The sequence below is a fragment of the Candidatus Burkholderia verschuerenii genome, assembly GCF_001189365.1.
GTDB lineage: Bacteria > Pseudomonadota > Gammaproteobacteria > Burkholderiales > Burkholderiaceae > Caballeronia > Caballeronia verschuerenii.
Map to the genome: position 1 here is coordinate 1 of NZ_LFJJ01000130.1, position 15,984 is coordinate 15,984.

16 protein-coding genes and 4 pseudogenes are annotated in these 15,984 nt (G+C 62.3%); 12 read left to right on the forward strand and 8 right to left on the reverse strand.

Going from position 1 to position 15,984, the window contains the following annotated elements; genetic code table 11:
• Positions 1-331: 331 nt before the first annotated feature.
• Positions 332-541, forward strand: a complete 210-nt coding sequence (locus BVER_RS19640) for a hypothetical protein (RefSeq protein ID WP_157056140.1) — start codon at positions 332-334, stop codon at positions 539-541.
• A 270-nt stretch (positions 542-811) separates the two neighbouring features.
• Here BVER_RS19640 and BVER_RS35300 read toward each other — a convergent pair.
• The 4 genes and pseudogenes from BVER_RS35300 to BVER_RS19660 all read right to left on the reverse strand — a co-directional run bounded on the left by BVER_RS35300 (position 812) and on the right by BVER_RS19660 (position 4,995).
• Positions 812-2,366: pseudogene (locus BVER_RS35300) on the reverse strand (methyl-accepting chemotaxis protein).
• Between the two features lie 392 nt (positions 2,367-2,758).
• Entirely contained in the window at positions 2,759-3,301 is a 543-nt protein-coding gene (locus BVER_RS19650; protein WP_050454739.1) for a response regulator transcription factor, read from the reverse strand.
• Positions 3,302-3,334: 33 nt separating this feature from the next.
• Positions 3,335-4,636: pseudogene (locus tag BVER_RS19655) on the reverse strand (ATP-binding protein).
• Positions 4,637-4,773: 137 nt separating this feature from the next.
• Positions 4,774-4,995 (reverse strand): cysteine-rich CWC family protein, encoded by a 222-nt coding sequence (locus BVER_RS19660; protein WP_050454740.1) that lies wholly within the window; start codon positions 4,993-4,995, stop codon positions 4,774-4,776.
• Between the two features lie 128 nt (positions 4,996-5,123).
• On the opposite strand from BVER_RS19660, the gene argB reads away from it, so the two are divergent.
• Positions 5,124-6,023, forward strand: a complete 900-nt coding sequence (argB, locus tag BVER_RS19665; protein WP_050454741.1) for an acetylglutamate kinase — start codon at positions 5,124-5,126, stop codon at positions 6,021-6,023.
• A gap of 49 nt (positions 6,024-6,072) precedes the next feature.
• Positions 6,073-6,805: pseudogene (locus tag BVER_RS19670) on the forward strand (HAD-IA family hydrolase).
• A gap of 20 nt (positions 6,806-6,825) precedes the next feature.
• Here the strand turns inward: BVER_RS19670 and BVER_RS19675 are convergent.
• Genes BVER_RS19675 through BVER_RS19685 form a run of 3 tightly spaced genes read right to left on the reverse strand, consistent with a single transcriptional unit; the run spans position 6,826 to position 7,748 of the window.
• Positions 6,826-7,146, reverse strand: a complete 321-nt coding sequence (locus BVER_RS19675; protein ID WP_050454742.1) for a type II toxin-antitoxin system RelE/ParE family toxin — start codon at positions 7,144-7,146, stop codon at positions 6,826-6,828.
• Positions 7,143-7,424: a type II toxin-antitoxin system Phd/YefM family antitoxin gene (locus BVER_RS19680; RefSeq protein WP_050454743.1), complete on the reverse strand. Its 282-nt coding sequence runs from the start codon at positions 7,422-7,424 to the stop codon at positions 7,143-7,145. The genes BVER_RS19675 and BVER_RS19680 overlap by 4 nt, the downstream gene beginning before the upstream one ends.
• A gap of 36 nt (positions 7,425-7,460) precedes the next feature.
• Complete coding sequence (locus tag BVER_RS19685) at positions 7,461-7,748, reverse strand: hypothetical protein (RefSeq protein WP_157056141.1); 288 nt, start codon at positions 7,746-7,748, stop codon at positions 7,461-7,463.
• Here BVER_RS19685 and metX point away from each other — a divergent pair.
• From metX to BVER_RS19720, 8 genes are all read left to right on the forward strand, one after another.
• Positions 7,732-8,877: a homoserine O-succinyltransferase MetX gene (gene metX, locus BVER_RS19690; RefSeq protein WP_050454745.1), complete on the forward strand. Its 1,146-nt coding sequence runs from the start codon at positions 7,732-7,734 to the stop codon at positions 8,875-8,877. The two genes, BVER_RS19685 and metX, sit on opposite strands and share 17 nt — an antisense overlap.
• A complete protein-coding gene (gene metW, locus BVER_RS19695; RefSeq protein WP_050454746.1) occupies positions 8,874-9,482 on the forward strand; it encodes a methionine biosynthesis protein MetW in 609 nt (202 codons plus the stop codon). The genes metX and metW overlap by 4 nt, the downstream gene beginning before the upstream one ends.
• Positions 9,483-9,526: 44 nt before the next feature.
• Positions 9,527-10,813 (forward strand): AmpG family muropeptide MFS transporter, encoded by a 1,287-nt coding sequence (locus BVER_RS19700; RefSeq protein WP_050454747.1) that lies wholly within the window; start codon positions 9,527-9,529, stop codon positions 10,811-10,813.
• The gene (locus BVER_RS35735; RefSeq protein WP_232316675.1) at positions 10,810-11,154 is read left to right on the forward strand and encodes a hypothetical protein; all 345 of its coding nucleotides are present in this window, start codon (positions 10,810-10,812) and stop codon (positions 11,152-11,154) included. The genes BVER_RS19700 and BVER_RS35735 overlap by 4 nt, the downstream gene beginning before the upstream one ends.
• A gap of 33 nt (positions 11,155-11,187) precedes the next feature.
• Positions 11,188-11,472, forward strand: coding sequence for a M48 family metalloprotease (locus BVER_RS35740; RefSeq protein ID WP_332309136.1), 285 nt, complete (start codon positions 11,188-11,190; stop codon positions 11,470-11,472).
• Positions 11,364-11,711: a M48 family metalloprotease gene (locus BVER_RS35745; protein WP_332309137.1), complete on the forward strand. Its 348-nt coding sequence runs from the start codon at positions 11,364-11,366 to the stop codon at positions 11,709-11,711. The genes BVER_RS35740 and BVER_RS35745 overlap by 109 nt, the downstream gene beginning before the upstream one ends.
• 988 nt (positions 11,712-12,699) lie before the next feature.
• The gene (locus BVER_RS30400; RefSeq protein WP_083452264.1) at positions 12,700-14,478 is read left to right on the forward strand and encodes an IS110 family transposase; all 1,779 of its coding nucleotides are present in this window, start codon (positions 12,700-12,702) and stop codon (positions 14,476-14,478) included.
• 93 nt (positions 14,479-14,571) lie between these two features.
• Positions 14,572-15,057 (forward strand): cupin domain-containing protein, encoded by a 486-nt coding sequence (locus tag BVER_RS19720; RefSeq protein WP_050454749.1) that lies wholly within the window; start codon positions 14,572-14,574, stop codon positions 15,055-15,057.
• A 118-nt stretch (positions 15,058-15,175) separates the two neighbouring features.
• On the opposite strand, the gene BVER_RS34295 is transcribed toward BVER_RS19720, so the two are convergent.
• Positions 15,176-15,364 (reverse strand): hypothetical protein, encoded by a 189-nt coding sequence (locus BVER_RS34295; protein ID WP_232316676.1) that lies wholly within the window; start codon positions 15,362-15,364, stop codon positions 15,176-15,178.
• Between BVER_RS34295 and BVER_RS19725 the strand changes: the two are divergent.
• Positions 15,314-15,860, forward strand: a pseudogene (locus BVER_RS19725) (ABC transporter substrate-binding protein); the annotation flags it as partial. The gene BVER_RS34295 and the pseudogene BVER_RS19725 overlap by 51 nt on opposite strands.
• Positions 15,861-15,984: the final 124 nt, after the last annotated feature.

Sequence of the window (15,984 nt, forward strand, 5' to 3'; positions counted from 1 at the left end):
GCTCAACGTCATGCCTCAACCTCTACTCGTGCGCTGCAGACCTGGCTGAGATGTGCGTTTACGTCTGCACCAGACTGCGTCGTCGGGTCCATTCCGGCAAATTCAATTTTGCAGGCCAGACTAGGTAACGGTCCCCTTCGGCTTACTCCGGCCTCGCTGCGCGGCCGGTTTAGGGCCGTTTGGGCCACCGGCAGGTGACCAGCGAAACGACCTCGAATACCCCATCGGTTTGATCGTTATTCGGCCCTACCTCGGTTGGCGCTTCGGCGAAATTCCATTGCTCTCGCATAACTGTCGCCGCGATTCGGCTGTGCTGCGCACGTGCATCGCGATGCGCGCGGCGCGCGCCACCAGCGCGGCTACCGCCAATCCACTCCCTTTGGAATCTTTATTTTCTTTTTTAACTTCGCTGCGAGCGGCGGCATGCGCATTCTTTATCGGAGCGCTCAAGAACGCAGGACCGAGTAACAAGAATGCGCATCATCATTTGGGTTGGCTGCGCGGTGTGCGCGTGACGCGTTTTTCTTCGTCGAAGCGCTAACGGACACACAGCGAATAGCGAGAGCGCGCATCTCGCGTATGGTGGCTGCGCTGTGTGCGCGCGACGACGCGGCCGCCCTGTGCATCCGGCTGGACCGGCCAGCGCGGGAAAAAGGAATCGGACATGGGCGGCTCTCCCTCAAAACACGGCGCGCCGTCCTCCGTCCGGACGACGCGCTCAAAATGAAATTGGCAGAAGTTTACGGAGTGGGCCGCAGGGTGGTAAGAAAGCTTCTCTTACGGAAAGCTTTCCGGATTGCGGCCCCATCGATCAGGCATGCCGATCCAGCTCGAACACCGCCACCGCGCCCTTCAGCTGCTCGGCCTGATCGGCCATCGCGGCAGCGGCGGCTTCCTCGACCAGCGCCGCGTTCTGCTGCGTCACCTGATCCATTTGCGCGATCGCCAGATTCACCTGCTCGATGCCCGCGCTCTGCTCGTGCGACGCCGACGAAATCTGCGCCATGATGTCCGTCACGCGCTGCATCGCCTGCGTGACTTCGTGCATCGTCGCGCCGGCGCGTTCGGCGAGTTCCGCGCCGCTGTCCACGCGCGCCGTCGACGCTTCGATCAACTCTTTGATCTCCTTCGCCGACATCGCGCTCTTTTGCGCCAGCGCGCGCACTTCGCCCGCAACCACCGCGAAGCCGCGGCCTTCCTCGCCCGCGCGCCGCTTCGACGGCGGCGTTCAGCGCGAGGATGTTGGTCTGGAACGCGATGCCTTCGATCACCGCGATGATGTCCGTCATGCGCTTCGAGCCCGCCGCGAGTTCGCGCATATTGCCGACGACTTCGCCGACCAGCGCGCTGCCCCGCGCCGACACGTCCGACGCGCCGCGGCGCGCGAGACCGTTCGCCTCGTCGGCATTGCTGGCGTTCTGGCGCACCGTCGCCGTCAGCTGCTCCATACTCGACGCCGTTTCTTCCAGCGACGCGGCCTGCTCTTCCGTGCGCTGCGACAAATCGGTATTGCCCTGCGAGATTTCGCGCGACGCATGCAAAATCGAATCGCTCGAATGACGGATGCCGCCGACGATATGCTTGAGCTTCGCGCTCATGTCGCCGAGGCTGTGCAGCATGCTGGTGTCGTCGCCGGCGCGGGTTTCGACGCGCATCGTCAGATCGCCATGCGCGATGCGGTTCGCGATCTGCGCCGCATACGCCGGCTCGCCGCCGAGTTGCGCGGACAGACGTCGCCCGATGAACACCGCCAGCAGCGCGCCCGCCGCCATCGCGCCCGCGACCAGCGCGAGCATTACGAGACGCATGGTCGCGTATTCGTCGGCGGCGTGATTGCGCGTTTCCATCGCGCGTTGACGCTTGAAGTCGGCGAAACGCTCCAGCGCGCCGCGCGCATCTTCGCTCGCGGCGATCGCGCGCGCGACGAGTCCCATCTGGTCGATGCCCGGCGGCATCGGCTTCGTGCCCATCTGAATCTGCACGACCTCTTCCCACGCCGCGATGCTTTGTCCCGCCTTCTCGTACAGCGCGCGGCCCTGCGGCGTGATGATGCTCGGGTTCATCTTTTCGAAGCCGCGATGCATTTCCGCCAGCGACGCCGACATGTCCTGCTTGAGCTTGGCCTTGCCGGCTTCGTCGGCGAAGGTGAGATTGGCGGCGGCCAGATCGGTGTTGAGCTTGTTCTTGTTGACTTCCTCGACCCAGTACAGACCGTCCATATGACGATCGCCGATTTCCTCGATCAGCCCGTTCATCTTCGCCAGCGACAACACGCCGGTTCCACCGACGCACGCGGTAAACACGATCACCACGGCAAGCGACACCAGCAGCTTGCCCTGCACGGACAGGCGGTCGAACCAATTCATCGATTTCTCCTCAATCGCGCCCCACGGACGGCGTCCGCGTTCGGCGCTGCGCGAACTCGCGGTCGCGCTCACGGAGGCTTTACGGCGCTCGCTCCGAAGTTCTTGAGCGCGTATGAATGAGATATCGCGGCACGGATGACCGCTGAAAGTGGAACGAAAGTAAACCGCGCGTTGATCGGATTGTTGCCTTAAAGCAGCAATTTAAAAAAGTGCTTAATATTAAGAATTATCGTATTTTGGGGTGCGATCAAGCGGCGTATTCTGTCCCTGTGCGTATCCCCATGTATATGCACTAGTCGTTGCAACTCTCCGATTACCGCCCTTGTTCCCCGGCTTGGGCGGTTCTTTTTTTTGACGTCGGTTTTCGTCGGCCACATCGCATTTTCCCGCTTTTACTGCCGCACCGGCTTCTTCGCCAGCTTCCGCTGCAATGTTCGGCGATGCATATTCAGCGCGCGCGCCGTCGCCGAAATATTGCCGTTGTTCTCCGCCAGCGCCCGCTGAATGTGTTCCCACTCGAGCCGCGCAACCGACGCCAGCGTCGGATTTTCGATCGCTTCCTCGGCCGTCTGCTCGCTCGCCTGCTCGTGCAGCGCCGCCAGAATCGACTCGACGTTGGCCGGCTTGGCGAGATAGTTGTCCGCGCCGTCCTTCACGGCCTGCACGGCCGTCGCGATGCTCGCATAGCCCGTCAGCACCAGAATGCGCGCGTCCGGCTGCAGATCGCGCAGCGGCGCGACGAGACGCAGGCCGGAATCCTGTCCGAGATGCAGATCGACCGTGACCTGCCCGAACTTATGCTGATTGGCGAGCCTGATCGCTTCGTCCGCGTCGTGCGCCTGATGCGTCGTGTATCCGCGCCGCTTCAGTCCGCGCGCGAGGATGCCCGCCAAAACCTCGTCGTCGTCGATGATCAGGAAATTCATGTCGCTCATGCTGCTTTTCTCCGTGGTTCGGTGTGCGCGCGCTCAAGCCGCGCCGCTGGGTTCAGTTCTCGCCGCCGTTCCTTTCGATCCGGCCGATGTCGATGCGCGGCTCGGCAGCCGCAACACGGCGCGCGTGCCGCGCGGCTCGCCGTCGAGCAGTTCGATGGAGCCGTTCAGCCGCGCCGCCGCCGCGAACGCCAGATACAGCCCGACGCCGTGACCGCCTTGCGTGCTGTCGACCGGCCCCGCGCCCAGCGATGCGCGCAGCGCCAGCGGAATGCCCGGACCGCGATCGCAGACGTCGAAGGTCAGTGTGCTGGTGCCGTTCTCGCCTTGCGCGGACGCCGGCTCACGGAATCGCTGCTGGCGCGCGCGGTGTTGTCGAGCAGGATGGTCAGAATCTGGCCGACGGCCACCGGATCGTCGATCCACATGCCGGCGGGCGCGCCGCCCGTCTGCGCGAACTTCACCTGCGGATGACGCAGCCGCCATTGCTCGATAAAGCTCGCGAGCCACTCGTCGAGCGGCTGACGCATCGACGGGCCGGTCGCGCGGCTGCGCAATCGCGCCAGCGCCGACGTGCACAGCGCCATCTGCTGTTCGAGCAATTCGAAGTCCGCCGCGTAGGGCGCGAGGTTTTTGTCGTGCGCGGCGGAATCGCGCAATTCCTCGGACAGCATCGCGATAGTCGACAGCGGCGTGCCCATTTCGTGCGCGACGGTCGCCGCCTGCACGCCTAGCGCGATCGCGCGTTCGTCGCGCATATGGCGCTGCTGGGCATCGGCGAGAGCGGCATCGCGCAGGCGCAGCGCCCGCGACATGCGCGCGACGAACCAGCCGATCAGCCCGACGCTGACCATGAAGTTCACCCACAGGCCGGTGCGGAAATAATCGAACAGATTGGCCGGATTCTCGATATTGAGCGGCACGTAGTTGTAGCTGAGCAGCGCGTAGCAGCAGACGGCGAAGACCATCAGGCAGATCATCATGGTCCACGGCAGCACGGCGGCGGCGATCGCCAGCGACGGGATATAGAGCGTGACGAACGGGATTGGTCGCGCCGCCGGACAGGAACAGCAGCGCCGACAGCGCGCCGAGATCGACCCACATCTGGCCGAACAGTTCGAGATTGGTCTCCGGTTGCGCCCGCGCGACGCGCAGCCACGTCAGCCCGTTGAAGACCATCTCCAGCGCGATGACGAGCAGCATCGCCGGCAGCGGCAGTTTCGCGCCGAGAAAAATCTGCACGACGGCGATGGTCGACAACTGGCCGATGATCGCCAGCGAGCGAAGCCAGAAGAGATGACCGAGATTGACCCGTCCGGTATTGGTTATGCGATGCATCTGGTTGCGTACTGGTCGGCGCTGCGTGAAATAAAACCTCATGCGACATTATCGTGCTTGCGCCGCACCGGGAACCGCGGGTGGCGCGATTTGTCGCACTTCGGGGCGCCCGTCTGCGCAAGACGGCACGCGTTCTGCTAATTTTCGCGTGATGCGCGCGTCAGTTCAGCCGCGAGGCACGCCGCGCACAGACAGCCCGCGCCGTCGCGCAGACGTTGCGGCGGCAACGCGGGGAGCGCCGCGCACCAGCATGACGTATCGCCCGCGCGTGCGCCGCAGCGGAAGGTCGCGCCGCAGCGTTCGCAGTGTGACGCGGCATCGTTCGCGGATGCATCGTGTCGGGGCATTTCGTTCATCATGTTGTCATCGATCCGCGCGTCATGATCGCATGCTGAAAACCGTGACGGCGCATCAGGAAAAACGACCTGTTGCGCTGCGTCAGTTGTGTACAATTCGGCGTGTTTAAACGCCTCGTTCCCTAGCCGCTATGTCCGAGCTTCCTGATCTCTCGCAGATTGCGCCTACCCTGAAAGCTGAAATTCTGGCCGAGGCGCTGCCTTATATCCGTCAGTATCACGGCAAGACGGTCGTGATCAAATACGGCGGCAACGCCATGACCGAAGAGCGCCTGAAGCAAGGCTTCGCGCGCGACGTCATCCTGCTGAAACTGGTCGGTATCAATCCGGTGATCGTCCACGGCGGCGGCCCGCAGATCGACCAGGCGCTGAAGAAGATCGGCAAGCAGGGCACCTTCATCCAGGGCATGCGCGTCACCGACGAAGAGACGATGGAAGTCGTCGAATGGGTGCTCGGCGGCGAAGTGCAGCAGGATATCGTCACGCTCATCAACCACTTCGGCGGTCACGCGGTCGGGCTGACGGGCAAGGACGGCGGCCTCATCCACGCACGCAAGCTGATGATGCCGGATCGCGATAATCCGGGCCAGTTCATCGATATCGGCCAGGTCGGCGAAGTCGAAGCCATCAATCCGGCGGTCGTGAAGGCGCTGCAGGACGACGCGTTCATTCCGGTCATTTCGCCGATCGGTTTCGGCGAAGACGGCCTCTCGTACAACATCAACGCGGATCTGGTCGCGGGCAAACTGGCGGTCGTGCTGAACGCCGAAAAGCTCGTCATGATGACCAACATCCCCGGCGTGATGGACAAGGAAGGCACGCTGCTGACCGACCTCTCCGCGCGCGAAATCGACGCGCTGTTCGCGGACGGCACGATCTCCGGCGGCATGCTGCCGAAGATCTCGTCCGCGCTCGATGCCACCAAGAGCGGCGTGCGCTCGGTGCACATCATCGACGGGCGGATCGAACATTCGGTGCTGCTCGAGATTCTCACCGAGCAGCCGTTCGGCACGATGATCCGCTCGCATTGAGCTTCCTCCCCCTGCTAAAGACGCCCGCCCTTGCGCGGGCGTTTTCACGATGACAGTTCAACGCCCTTCTCGCCGCCGCCGCGTCAAGACACGCGGCCCCGTCTGGCTCTTCGATCTCGACAACACGCTGCATCACGCGTCGCACGCGGTGTTTCCGGCGATCAACAAGGGCATGACGCAGTACATCATGGATCGTCTGAACGTCGATATCGACGAGGCGAACCGTCTGCGCACCGGCTACACGCATCGCTGATCGGCCTGACGAAGCATCACGATATCGACGCCGCCGACTTTCTGCGCGTGGTGCACACCTTCGCCGATCTGCCGTCGATGCTGCGCGCCGAGCGCGGCCTCGCGCGCATGCTGAACGCGCTGCCGGGACGCAAGATCGTGCTGACCAACGCGCCGACCATCTACGCGCGTTCCGTGCTGGCGGAACTGGGCATCGGCAAGCTGTTCGAGCGCGTGATCGCCATCGAGGACATGAGCGAGGGCAAGACCTGGCGATGCAAGCCCGACGCCACCATGCTGCGCCGTGAAATGCGCCGCGCGCACGTGCGCTCAAGGACGCGATTCTCGTCGAGGATACGCACGGGCATTTGAAGCGTTATCGGCGGCTGGGGATTCGCACGGTGTGGATCGTCGGGCATCTGCCGGTCGCGAAGACGGCCAGCGGCGGCCTGTCGATGCGCTTGCCCGGAAGCGGACGGCCGCACTACGTGGATCGCACGGTGCGCTCGCTGCGCGCGCTGACGCTCGGCATGCGCGGCCGCGCGTTCTGATCCGCCAGCGGCGATTGCTGCTACATCCGAAACAGCCGCCGCGCGAGAATGTCTTCGAGATCCGTGCGCGTATCGACGACGAGATGCACGTAGATCGTGTCGTCGTCGATCTTGTAAATGATGCGGTTCGTGCCACTCACCACTTCGTAATAGCCCGAGAGGCGGAAGTCGACCAGTTCGGGCGGCGTCGCGCCCCGGCGCGGCTCGGCTTCGATTTCGGCGATGGTATCGGCGATCCGGTCGCGCGTCGCGGCCCACGCGGTGCCGCCGAAGTTGTTGATCACATAGCGCCGGAAGTCCTGCAGGTCGCGTCGCACGGGTTCGAGAAAAACGGTTTTCACTTGACGCCTTCTTCCTTGTCGAGCCGTTCGATTTCCTTGAATACGTCGAGCGCGCTGAAACACTGACCCGCTTCGATATTCTTTTGGCCCATCGCCAGAATCTTGAGCCGCGCGATCGTCTGATGCAGATCCTCGTAGGACTGCACATCCTGCACGACGACCTTCGCCTCGCCGTTCTGCGTGATCAGCATCGGCTCGCGGCTTTCGGTGATATTGCGGATCATTTCCGCCGCGCGGTTCTTCAGGTGACTCAGCGGCCGCACGCGGCTCGGCTTCATGTTCGTTCCTCGTCGCGACATGACACAAAGTGACGATTACACAATATAGGCGTAAATCCGGGCCGCATCCAAAGTCGCCTGTTCGCGGGACTTATGACGTTTTCCGCTATACTTCACCGCTAACGAGATTTTCTCGAAGCAGTTTGAAATGGAATACGCCCCGATTTGCTGACTCGATTGCGGACGCGCGAACTCAAGCGAACTATCGCTAACGTTCACTATAAATGCGGCTAAAGAGGTCATCAGCCGCGCACGCTTTTCCTTCGCGCTCAGCCGACCGTTTAGCCGTTCTATCAAGGCGGAATGAATGGAATCGATCGGCATCGTCACTCCCCAGACTCTGCGTTTCACCGAACCGCTCGCGATGCAGAACGGCTCGACGCTCGGCGGCTATGAACTCGTCGTCGAAACCTACGGCGAACTGAACGCTGCGCGTTCGAACGCGGTGCTCGTGTGCCATGCGCTGAACGCGTCGCATCACGTCGCGGGCGTGTACGCGGACAATCCGAAGGACGTCGGCTGGTGGGACAACATGGTCGGTCCCGGCAAGCCGCTCGACACCAATCGCTTCTTCGTGATCGGCGTGAACAATCTCGGCTCGTGTTTCGGCTCGACCGGCCCGATGAGCCTCGATCCCGTCAGCGGCAAGCCCTACGGCGCGAGCTTTCCCGTCGTCACCGTGGAAGACTGGGTGAACGCGCAGGCGCGGCTCGCCGACCGCTTCGGCATCGAGCGATTCGCGGCGGTGATGGGCGGCAGTCTGGGCGGCATGCAGGCGCTGGCGTGGAGCATGATGTATCCCGAGCGGCTGGGGCATTGCATCGTGATTGCATCGACGCCGAAGCTGTCGGCGCAGAACATCGCGTTCAACGAAACGGCGCGCTCGGCGATTCTCTCCGATCCCGATTTCCACGGCGGCGATTACTACGCGCATAACGTGAAACCGCGTCGCGGTCTGCGCGTGGCGCGGATGATCGGCCACATCACGTATCTGTCGGACGACGACATGGCCGTGAAATTCGGCCGCGCGCTGCGCCGGGCGGAAGGCGCGCTCGATGCGTACAACTTCAACTTCGACGTGGAATTCGAAGTGGAGTCGTATCTGCGCTATCAGGCCGACAAGTTCGCCGAATACTTCGATGCGAACACGTATCTGCTGATCACGCGCGCGCTCGATTACTTCGATCCCGCCAAGGCCTTCGACGGCGATCTGCGCGCGGCGCTCGCCAACACGACCGCGAAGTATCTGATCGCGAGCTTCTCGACCGACTGGCGATTCGCGCCCGCGCGCTCGCGCGAGATCGTCAAGGCGCTGCTCGACAACAAGCGCACCGTGAGCTATGCGGAAATCGACGCGCCGCACGGCCACGACGCTTTTTTGCTCGACGACGCGCGCTATCACAACCTCGTTCGCGCCTACTACGAACGCATTGCCACGGAGATCGGCGCATGAACCAGCACACCCTCGATTCGCTTTCGCTGCGCGCGGATTTTCGCGCGATCGCGCGCTGGGTCGAACCGCGTTCGACGGTGCTCGATCTCGGTTGTGGCGACGGCTCGTTGCTCTCGCTGCTCGGTGAAGAACTCGACGTGCAGGGCTACGGCATCGAGATCAACGATGCGGGCGTGCTCGCGTGCGCGCAAAAAGGCGTCAACGTGATCCAGCAGAATCTGGAAGACGGCCTGCGCCTGTTCGAAGACGACAGCTTCGATCTGGCGATCCTCTCGCAAACGCTGCAGACGATTCATCAGACCGCCGCGATTCTGCGCGAGACCGTGCGCGTCGGGCGCGAATGTATCGTGTCGTTCCCGAACTTCGGGTATTGGCCGCATCGGCTGGCGGTAATTCAAGGGCGCATGCCGGTGTCGAAATCGCTGCCTTATCAATGGCACAACACGCCGAACGTGCGCGTGCTGACCATCAAGGATTTCGAGGCGCTGGCGCCGGAAGTGGGCATCGAGATTCTGGATCGCGTGGTACTGCACGGCGGGCAGACCGTCCGTTGGGGCGAGAACTGGCGTGGTAGCCTTGCGGTCTATCGCGTGAAGCGCCGGTAATCTCTGCCGGAAAGTCACGCATCGACCACTGTCTGACCAACGATATGCCTGATACGCCACGCGAGGCGCCTGCTCTTACCGCACACGAAGATCACCCGAACTGGCGCGCGTTCCTCAACGCGCGCATCCTCATCTGCGTCTTTCTCGGCTTCACGTCGGGATTGCCGCTCTTCACGCTGTTCAATCTGCTGCAGGCGTGGCTGACGACCGCGCACGTCAACGTGAAGGAGATCGGCCTGTTCGCGCTGATCGGCCTGCCTTATACGTGGAAGTTCGTCTGGTCGCCGCTGATGGACCGGTTCGTGCCGCGCTTTCCCGGCTGGACGCCCGGCCGTCGGCGCGGCTGGATGCTCGTCACGCAGATTCTGGTAACGCTGGCGATCGCCTCGTTCGGCTTCTTTTCGCCTGCTGAAAACATCTGGGCCGTGGCCGCGGTCGCCGCGCTGGTGGCGTTCTTCAGCGCGAGTCAGGATATCGTCATCGATGCCTACCGGCGCGAATTGCTCGCCGATACCGAACAAGGTCTGGGCAACGCGGTGCACGTCAACGCGTACAAGGTCGCGGGGCTCGTGCCCGGTTCGTTGTCGCTGATTCTCGCGGCTTATCTGCCGTGGAAGACCGTGTTCATGATCACGGCGGCGTTCATGCTGCCGGGCATCATCATGACGCTGGTCGTGCGCGAGCCCGCGCTGCACGGCGCGCCGCCGAAGAATCTGCGCGAGGCAATCGTCGAGCCGTTCCACGAGTTCATCACGCGTAATGGTTGGCGCGCGGCGTTGCTGGTGGTCGGCTTCATCTTTCTCTACAAGCTCGGCGATACGATGGCGACCGCGCTCGCCACCAAGTTCTTTATCGATATCGGTTTCTCGCTGCAGCAGATCGGCGTGATCGCCAAGGCGGTCGCGTTCTGGACGAGTCTCGCGGGCGGGATTATCGGCGGCATCTTTCTGGTGAAGATCGGCATTGCGCGCGGACTGTGGATCTTCGGCGTCTTGCAGATTCTCGCGACCATTGGCTTTGCGTGGCTCGCGAAGATCGGGCCGTCGCCGCTCGCGCTCGGCGTGCTCTACGGCTTCGAAACCTTTGCGACCGGACTCACGCTCGCGACCTTCACCGCCTATATCGCCAGCACAACCGACCCGCGCTACACCGCGGCGCAATTCGCGCTGTTCACGAGCCTCGCCGCCGTGCCGCGCACCTTCGCGTCGGCGTCGAGCGGATTCATCGTCGCGCAGACGGGATGGTTCGAGTACTTTCTGGTCTGCGTCGCGCTGTCCATTCCGGGCATGTTACTGTTGCCTAAAATCGCGCCCTGGAGACCTCAACGATGACGGCGTCCTTCACGCTCCGCGCGCTTGGTTTTGCGCTGGCAATGACGTCATTCGCATCCGCAAGCGCCTACGCTCAGGACGAGCAGAAAGCCCCTCCGCCCTACACCGCGCCGAACAACCAGATTCGCTTCGGCAATGCGGCGCTGTTCCGCAACCTCATTCCGCCCGCGACCCTCGAGGCGCAGTCCACCGACGAATACGCGCAGATCATCCACGAGGCGGAGAAGACGAAGCGTCTGCTTCCCGACGACAACGAACTGGTGAAGCGCGTGCGCGATATCGCGAATCACGAGATTCCGTTCGCGCTCAAGTGGAACGATCGCGCGAAGAACTGGAAGTGAGAGATCAACGTCGTCAAGTCGCCCGAGATTCGCATGTACTGTCTGCCGGGCGGGAAGATCGTGATCTATAGCGGGCTGATCGAGAAGCTGCATCTGAACGACAACGAGATCGGCATGATGATCGGCCACGAGATCGCGCATGCGTTGCGCGAGCACGCGCGCGCGAGCGGCTCGGCAAGCAGCAGGCGGCGCAGCTCACGGCGGGCACGATGCCGCAGTTGTTCGGGTTCGCCGATGTGGGACAGCAGCCGCTGGGCATCGGCGATCAGCTGCTCGCGATGCGTTACTCCGCCGCCGATGAGACCGAGGCCGATGTGATCGGCAGCGAGATCGCCTCGCGGGCGGGGTACGATCCGCGGGCGGCGGTTACGTTGTGGAACAAGATCGATAACACGACGCGGCGTTCAGATAATGGGTTTATCTGGATGCACCCGTATGGGCCGGATCGGCTGCAGGATTTGATGAAGCGTATGCCGGATATGATGCCTTTGTACGCAAAGGCGGTGGGGAAGACGATTGATCAATTGCCGAATTATGGGGGGGATGGGGCGGTTTAAGAAGAGTGGACGGTAGGGTGGGTTTTCTGATGTCTTGCTGCTTCTGCTGATTGTGCTGTTTTTTCAGTAGCCGCCTCCCCGACGGTGGGGTCACTTTCTTTGCGGCGGCAAAGAAAGTAACCAAAGAAAACCGCTGGCCGATCCTAAGCACCTTCTTGAGCGGCCCCGGCACAGGACTTTAGACTTGGCACAGCAATAGCGAGGGTTCACACGGTATGTTCGCGCGCTGGTTCCCATGCGATTAGCGCTTTCTCGCCCACTTTGGTAACGGTCCCCTTCGGCTTACTCCGGCCTCGCTTCGCGGCCGGTTTAGGGCTGTTTGGGCCACCGGCAGGTGATCAGCGAAACGACCTCGCACGCGCCATCGGTTTGATCGCTATACGGCCCTACCTCGGTTAGCGCTTCGACGAAATTCGTTCGCTCTCGCAGACCCACCGCAATCGGTTGCTGCCCGTTGTGACCCCGCAGGAATACCAAACACGTGCTTCGTTTTGACGCCTGCATTACGTGTGCGCATGATTTTCATCGAAGCTCCCACCGAGGTAGGGCCGAATAACAATCGATTCGATGCCGCGTTCGAGGTCGTTTCGCTTATCACCTGCCGGTTGCCTGTACGGCCCAAAACCGGCCGCGCAGCGGGCCGGAGTAAGCCGAAGGGGACCGTTACCAAGGTGGGCGAGAAAGCCGCTAATCGCATGGGGACCAGCGCCGGGACTTACCGTGAAGCCACTCGCTACTGCTGTGCCAAGTCAAAATTCCTGTGCCGCGGCCGCTCAAGAAGGTGCTTAGGATCGGCCAAGCGGCTTTCTTTGGTTACTTGTATAACATCCCCTAGCGGACCGACGCTGATCCCTTCGGTTCGCGGAAGCGGTAGCCCGTTTGGTTATCAAGGGCCTTGCAGCCCGAAAGAAAGCTTGTGGCGCCGCTTCCTCTTTACCGCTCTGAACCCGGACAGTTGACTGAGCCTCGAGCTCGTATCCTTACAAGTATGGGTGCTGTGGTGAATCCAATCCAATCCTCCTGCGCTTCCCCTTTGTTCGTCGGCATCGATGTCAGCGGCGCGTTTCTCGACCTCACCTTCCACGGCTCCGACGATTATTCGCGTCTGCCCAATTCTCCCGACGGTATCGCCTCTCTACTCGATACGCTGCGTCCGCTCAAGCCTCAGCTGATCGTCCTCGAGGCCACCGGCAAGCTTGAGCGCGTCGTACTCGAAGCGCTCTGCCAGGCCGGCTTGCCCGCCGTCGCGGTCAATCCCAAGCGCGTGCGCGACTTTGCCAAATCCACCGGCAAGCTGGCCAAGACCGATCGCATCGATGCACGCGTCATCGCCCACGCCGCCGTCATCAGGCCCGAAGTGCGTCCCCTCAATGACGAGCAAACGCAGCAATTGCAGGCCTTTATCCTGCGTCGATCGCAACTCATCGACATGCTCACCGCCGAGCAGAATCGCCGCAAACGCGCGCATAAATCCTCCTGGCCGAGCATCGACGAACTCATCCAGTTTCTCAAGCAGCGCATCAAGGACGCCGATCGCGATATCGACGGCTTCATGAGCGCCAACGAACTCTGGCGTAAAACCGAGTCCTTGCTGCGCTCCATGCCCGGCATCGGACGAGGAACGGCTGCCGTGATCATCGCCTTTCTGCCCGAACTGGACACGCTCGGCCGACGCGAGATCGCCTCGCTCGTCGGACTCGCCACTTTCAATGCCGATAGCGGCAAATACGAACGCTTGGGCCGGATTCTGCAAATGCACGCCAACGAGCGCAAGGAAATCAAGGAAGTGCGCGCGGGCGATATCGCGGCGGCGGTCGGCCTGAAGGAAGCGACGACCGGCGACACGCTGTGCGATCCGAACAACATCATCATCCTCGAACGGATGATTTTCCCTGAGCCGGTGATCTCGCAGGCCGTCGAGCCGAAGACGAAGGCCGACCAGGAGAAGATGGGTATCGCGCTGAATCGGCTTGCGCAGGAAGACCCGTCGTTCCGCGTGGCGACCGACGAGGAATCCGGCCAGACGATCATCTCCGGCATGGGCGAGTTGCACCTCGAAATTCTCGTCGACCGGATGAAGCGCGAGTTCAACGTCGAGGCGACCGTCGGCAAGCCGCAGGTGGCGTATCGCGAGACGGTGCGCAACCGGATCGAGGATGTCGAAGGCAAGTTCGTCAAGCAGTCGGGCGGACGCGGCCAGTACGGTCACGCGGTGATCACGCTGGAGCCGCATCCGGGTAAAGGCTACGAATTCGTCGATGCCATCAAGGGCGGCGTGATTCCGCGCGAATACATTCCGGCGGTCAACAAGGGCATTCAGGAAACGCTCAAGTCGGGCGTGCTGGCGGGCTATCCGGTCGTCGATACGAAAGTGACGCTGACCTTCGGCTCGTACCACGACGTCGACTCGAACGAAAACGCCTTCTGCATGGCCGGTTCGATGGCCTTCAAGGAAGCGATGCGCAAGGCGAAGCCCGTGCTGCTCGAACCGACGATGGCCGTCGAAGTCGAAACGCCCGAGGAATTCATGGGCAACGTGATGGGCGATTTGTCGAGCCGTCGCGGCATCGTGCAGGGGATGGAAGACATCGCGGGCGGCGGCGGGAAGATCGTGCGCGCCGAAGTGCCGCTGGCCGAAATGTTCGGCTATTCGACATCGCTGCGTTCGCTGACGCAAGGCCGCGCCACCTACACGATGGAATTCAAGCATTACGCCGAGACGCCGAACAACGTGTCGGAGGCGATCATCAATTCCAAAGGGAAATAATCCGGCGCCAAGCGTGTAGTATCGAACCAGTCCGTTGCAGGCTCGTTGGTGGCGGCAACGGACTTTTTTTATCCGCAGACGATAAATTCCGCTATGAGCGACCCACATCAAGATCAGATTGATTGGCGCGACAACGGCGTCAGAGTCATCAAGGGCGATCAGCTCGACACCAACACCGCGCAGACGCCGGGCATGAACCGCGCGGCTGCCATCAATGCCGCGCGCGTCGGCGCGCAGAAGATCTGGGCGGGCACCGTCACGATCCATCCGAATTCGAAGACCGGCGCGCATCATCACGGCGCGCTGGAGAGCGTGATCTATATCGTGCGCGGACAGGCGCGCATGCGCTGGGGCGAGCATCTCGAATTCGTCGCCGAGGCCGGTCCCGGCGATTTCATTTTCGTGCCGCCTTACGTGCCGCATCAGGAAATCAACGCCAGTACCGACGAGCCGCTCGAATGCGTGCTCGTGCGCAGCGACAACGAAGCGGTCGTGGTCAATCTGAACATCGATGCCGTGGAAACGCCGGAAGAAGTGTATTGGGTCGACCCTATCCACAAGCATCCGCACGATCACTGAGGCGTCGCCGCGACGCTTTTTCGGACCTCGCCGCTTGCCCGAAGGACGCGGCGCGATCCTTGCTGCCTTTCGCTAGACACGCTCCGGTTTCTTGCGCGTTTCGGGCGGGCCGAGTGCATCACGCGTCGCACGCGGGCGCGGCCCGACGGGACAATACCATTCGAATACGGAACCAACTCCGATGAAGAAACCCTCGACCGACACGCCCTCCTTCGAGTCCGTCCGCCGCGATGCAGGCGAACTCGGCAATCATGCGATCGATGAATTCAAGGCCGGCCGCCTGACGCGCCGCGAACTGCTGCGCCATGCAAGCGTGCTCGGCATCGCGTGGTCCACCGGCATGCTGGCGATAACCGGCACGGCGCGCGCAAGGCGCGGGCAAGCCCGGCGGCATGATCCGCATCGCGCATATGACGCCGGCGGGCGCGGTCGATCCGCTGACCGTCACGGATTCGGCGGGTCTTTCGCTGATTCAGCAGACCGGCGAATTCCTCGTCGACGACCACAGCGAGCATCTCACGCTGCGTCCGGCGCTGGCGCTGTCGTGGAAATCGAACGACAAGGGCGACGTGTGGACCTTCAAGCTGCGCCCGAACGTCAAATTCCACGACGGCCAGCCGATGATCGCAAAAGACGTCGTCGTGACCTTCGCGCGCCTCGCCGATCCGGGCGCGGGTTCCGCCGCGCTTTCCGTGCTCAAGGGCGTGTTGTCGAAAGATTCCGCGAAGGCCGTCGACGATCACACCGTCGAATTCCATCTCGACGCGCCCAACGGCAATTTCCCGTATTACGTTTCCTCGAATACGTAGTCGGGCCTGCAAAATTGAATTTGCCGGAATGGACCCAACGACGCAGTCTGGTGCAGACGTAAACGCACATCTCAGCCAGGTCTGCAGCGCACGAGTAGAGGTTGAGGCATGACGTTGA

Excerpts from the sequence above, each read along its gene's own strand:
- BVER_RS19640 (WP_157056140.1), top strand. The coding sequence starts at position 332 with ATGCGCGCGGCGCGCGCCACCAGCGCGGCTACCGCCAATCCACTCCCT.
- BVER_RS19650 (WP_050454739.1), bottom strand. The coding sequence starts at position 3,301 with ATGAGCGACATGAATTTCCTGATCATCGACGACGACGAGGTTTTGGCG.
- BVER_RS19660 (WP_050454740.1), bottom strand. The coding sequence starts at position 4,995 with ATGATGAACGAAATGCCCCGACACGATGCATCCGCGAACGATGCCGCG.
- argB (WP_050454741.1), top strand. The coding sequence starts at position 5,124 with ATGTCCGAGCTTCCTGATCTCTCGCAGATTGCGCCTACCCTGAAAGCT.
- BVER_RS19680 (WP_050454743.1), bottom strand. The coding sequence starts at position 7,424 with ATGAAGCCGAGCCGCGTGCGGCCGCTGAGTCACCTGAAGAACCGCGCG.
- metX (WP_050454745.1), top strand. The coding sequence starts at position 7,732 with ATGGAATCGATCGGCATCGTCACTCCCCAGACTCTGCGTTTCACCGAA.
- BVER_RS19685 (WP_157056141.1), bottom strand. The coding sequence starts at position 7,748 with ATGCCGATCGATTCCATTCATTCCGCCTTGATAGAACGGCTAAACGGT.
- metW (WP_050454746.1), top strand. The coding sequence starts at position 8,874 with ATGAACCAGCACACCCTCGATTCGCTTTCGCTGCGCGCGGATTTTCGC.
- BVER_RS19700 (WP_050454747.1), top strand. The coding sequence starts at position 9,527 with ATGCCTGATACGCCACGCGAGGCGCCTGCTCTTACCGCACACGAAGAT.
- BVER_RS35735 (WP_232316675.1), top strand. The coding sequence starts at position 10,810 with ATGACGGCGTCCTTCACGCTCCGCGCGCTTGGTTTTGCGCTGGCAATG.
- BVER_RS35740 (WP_332309136.1), top strand. The coding sequence starts at position 11,188 with ATGTACTGTCTGCCGGGCGGGAAGATCGTGATCTATAGCGGGCTGATC.
- BVER_RS35745 (WP_332309137.1), top strand. The coding sequence starts at position 11,364 with ATGCCGCAGTTGTTCGGGTTCGCCGATGTGGGACAGCAGCCGCTGGGC.
- BVER_RS30400 (WP_083452264.1), top strand. The coding sequence starts at position 12,700 with ATGGGTGCTGTGGTGAATCCAATCCAATCCTCCTGCGCTTCCCCTTTG.
- BVER_RS19720 (WP_050454749.1), top strand. The coding sequence starts at position 14,572 with ATGAGCGACCCACATCAAGATCAGATTGATTGGCGCGACAACGGCGTC.
- BVER_RS34295 (WP_232316676.1), bottom strand. The coding sequence starts at position 15,364 with ATGGCGCAGCAGTTCGCGGCGCGTCAGGCGGCCGGCCTTGAATTCATC.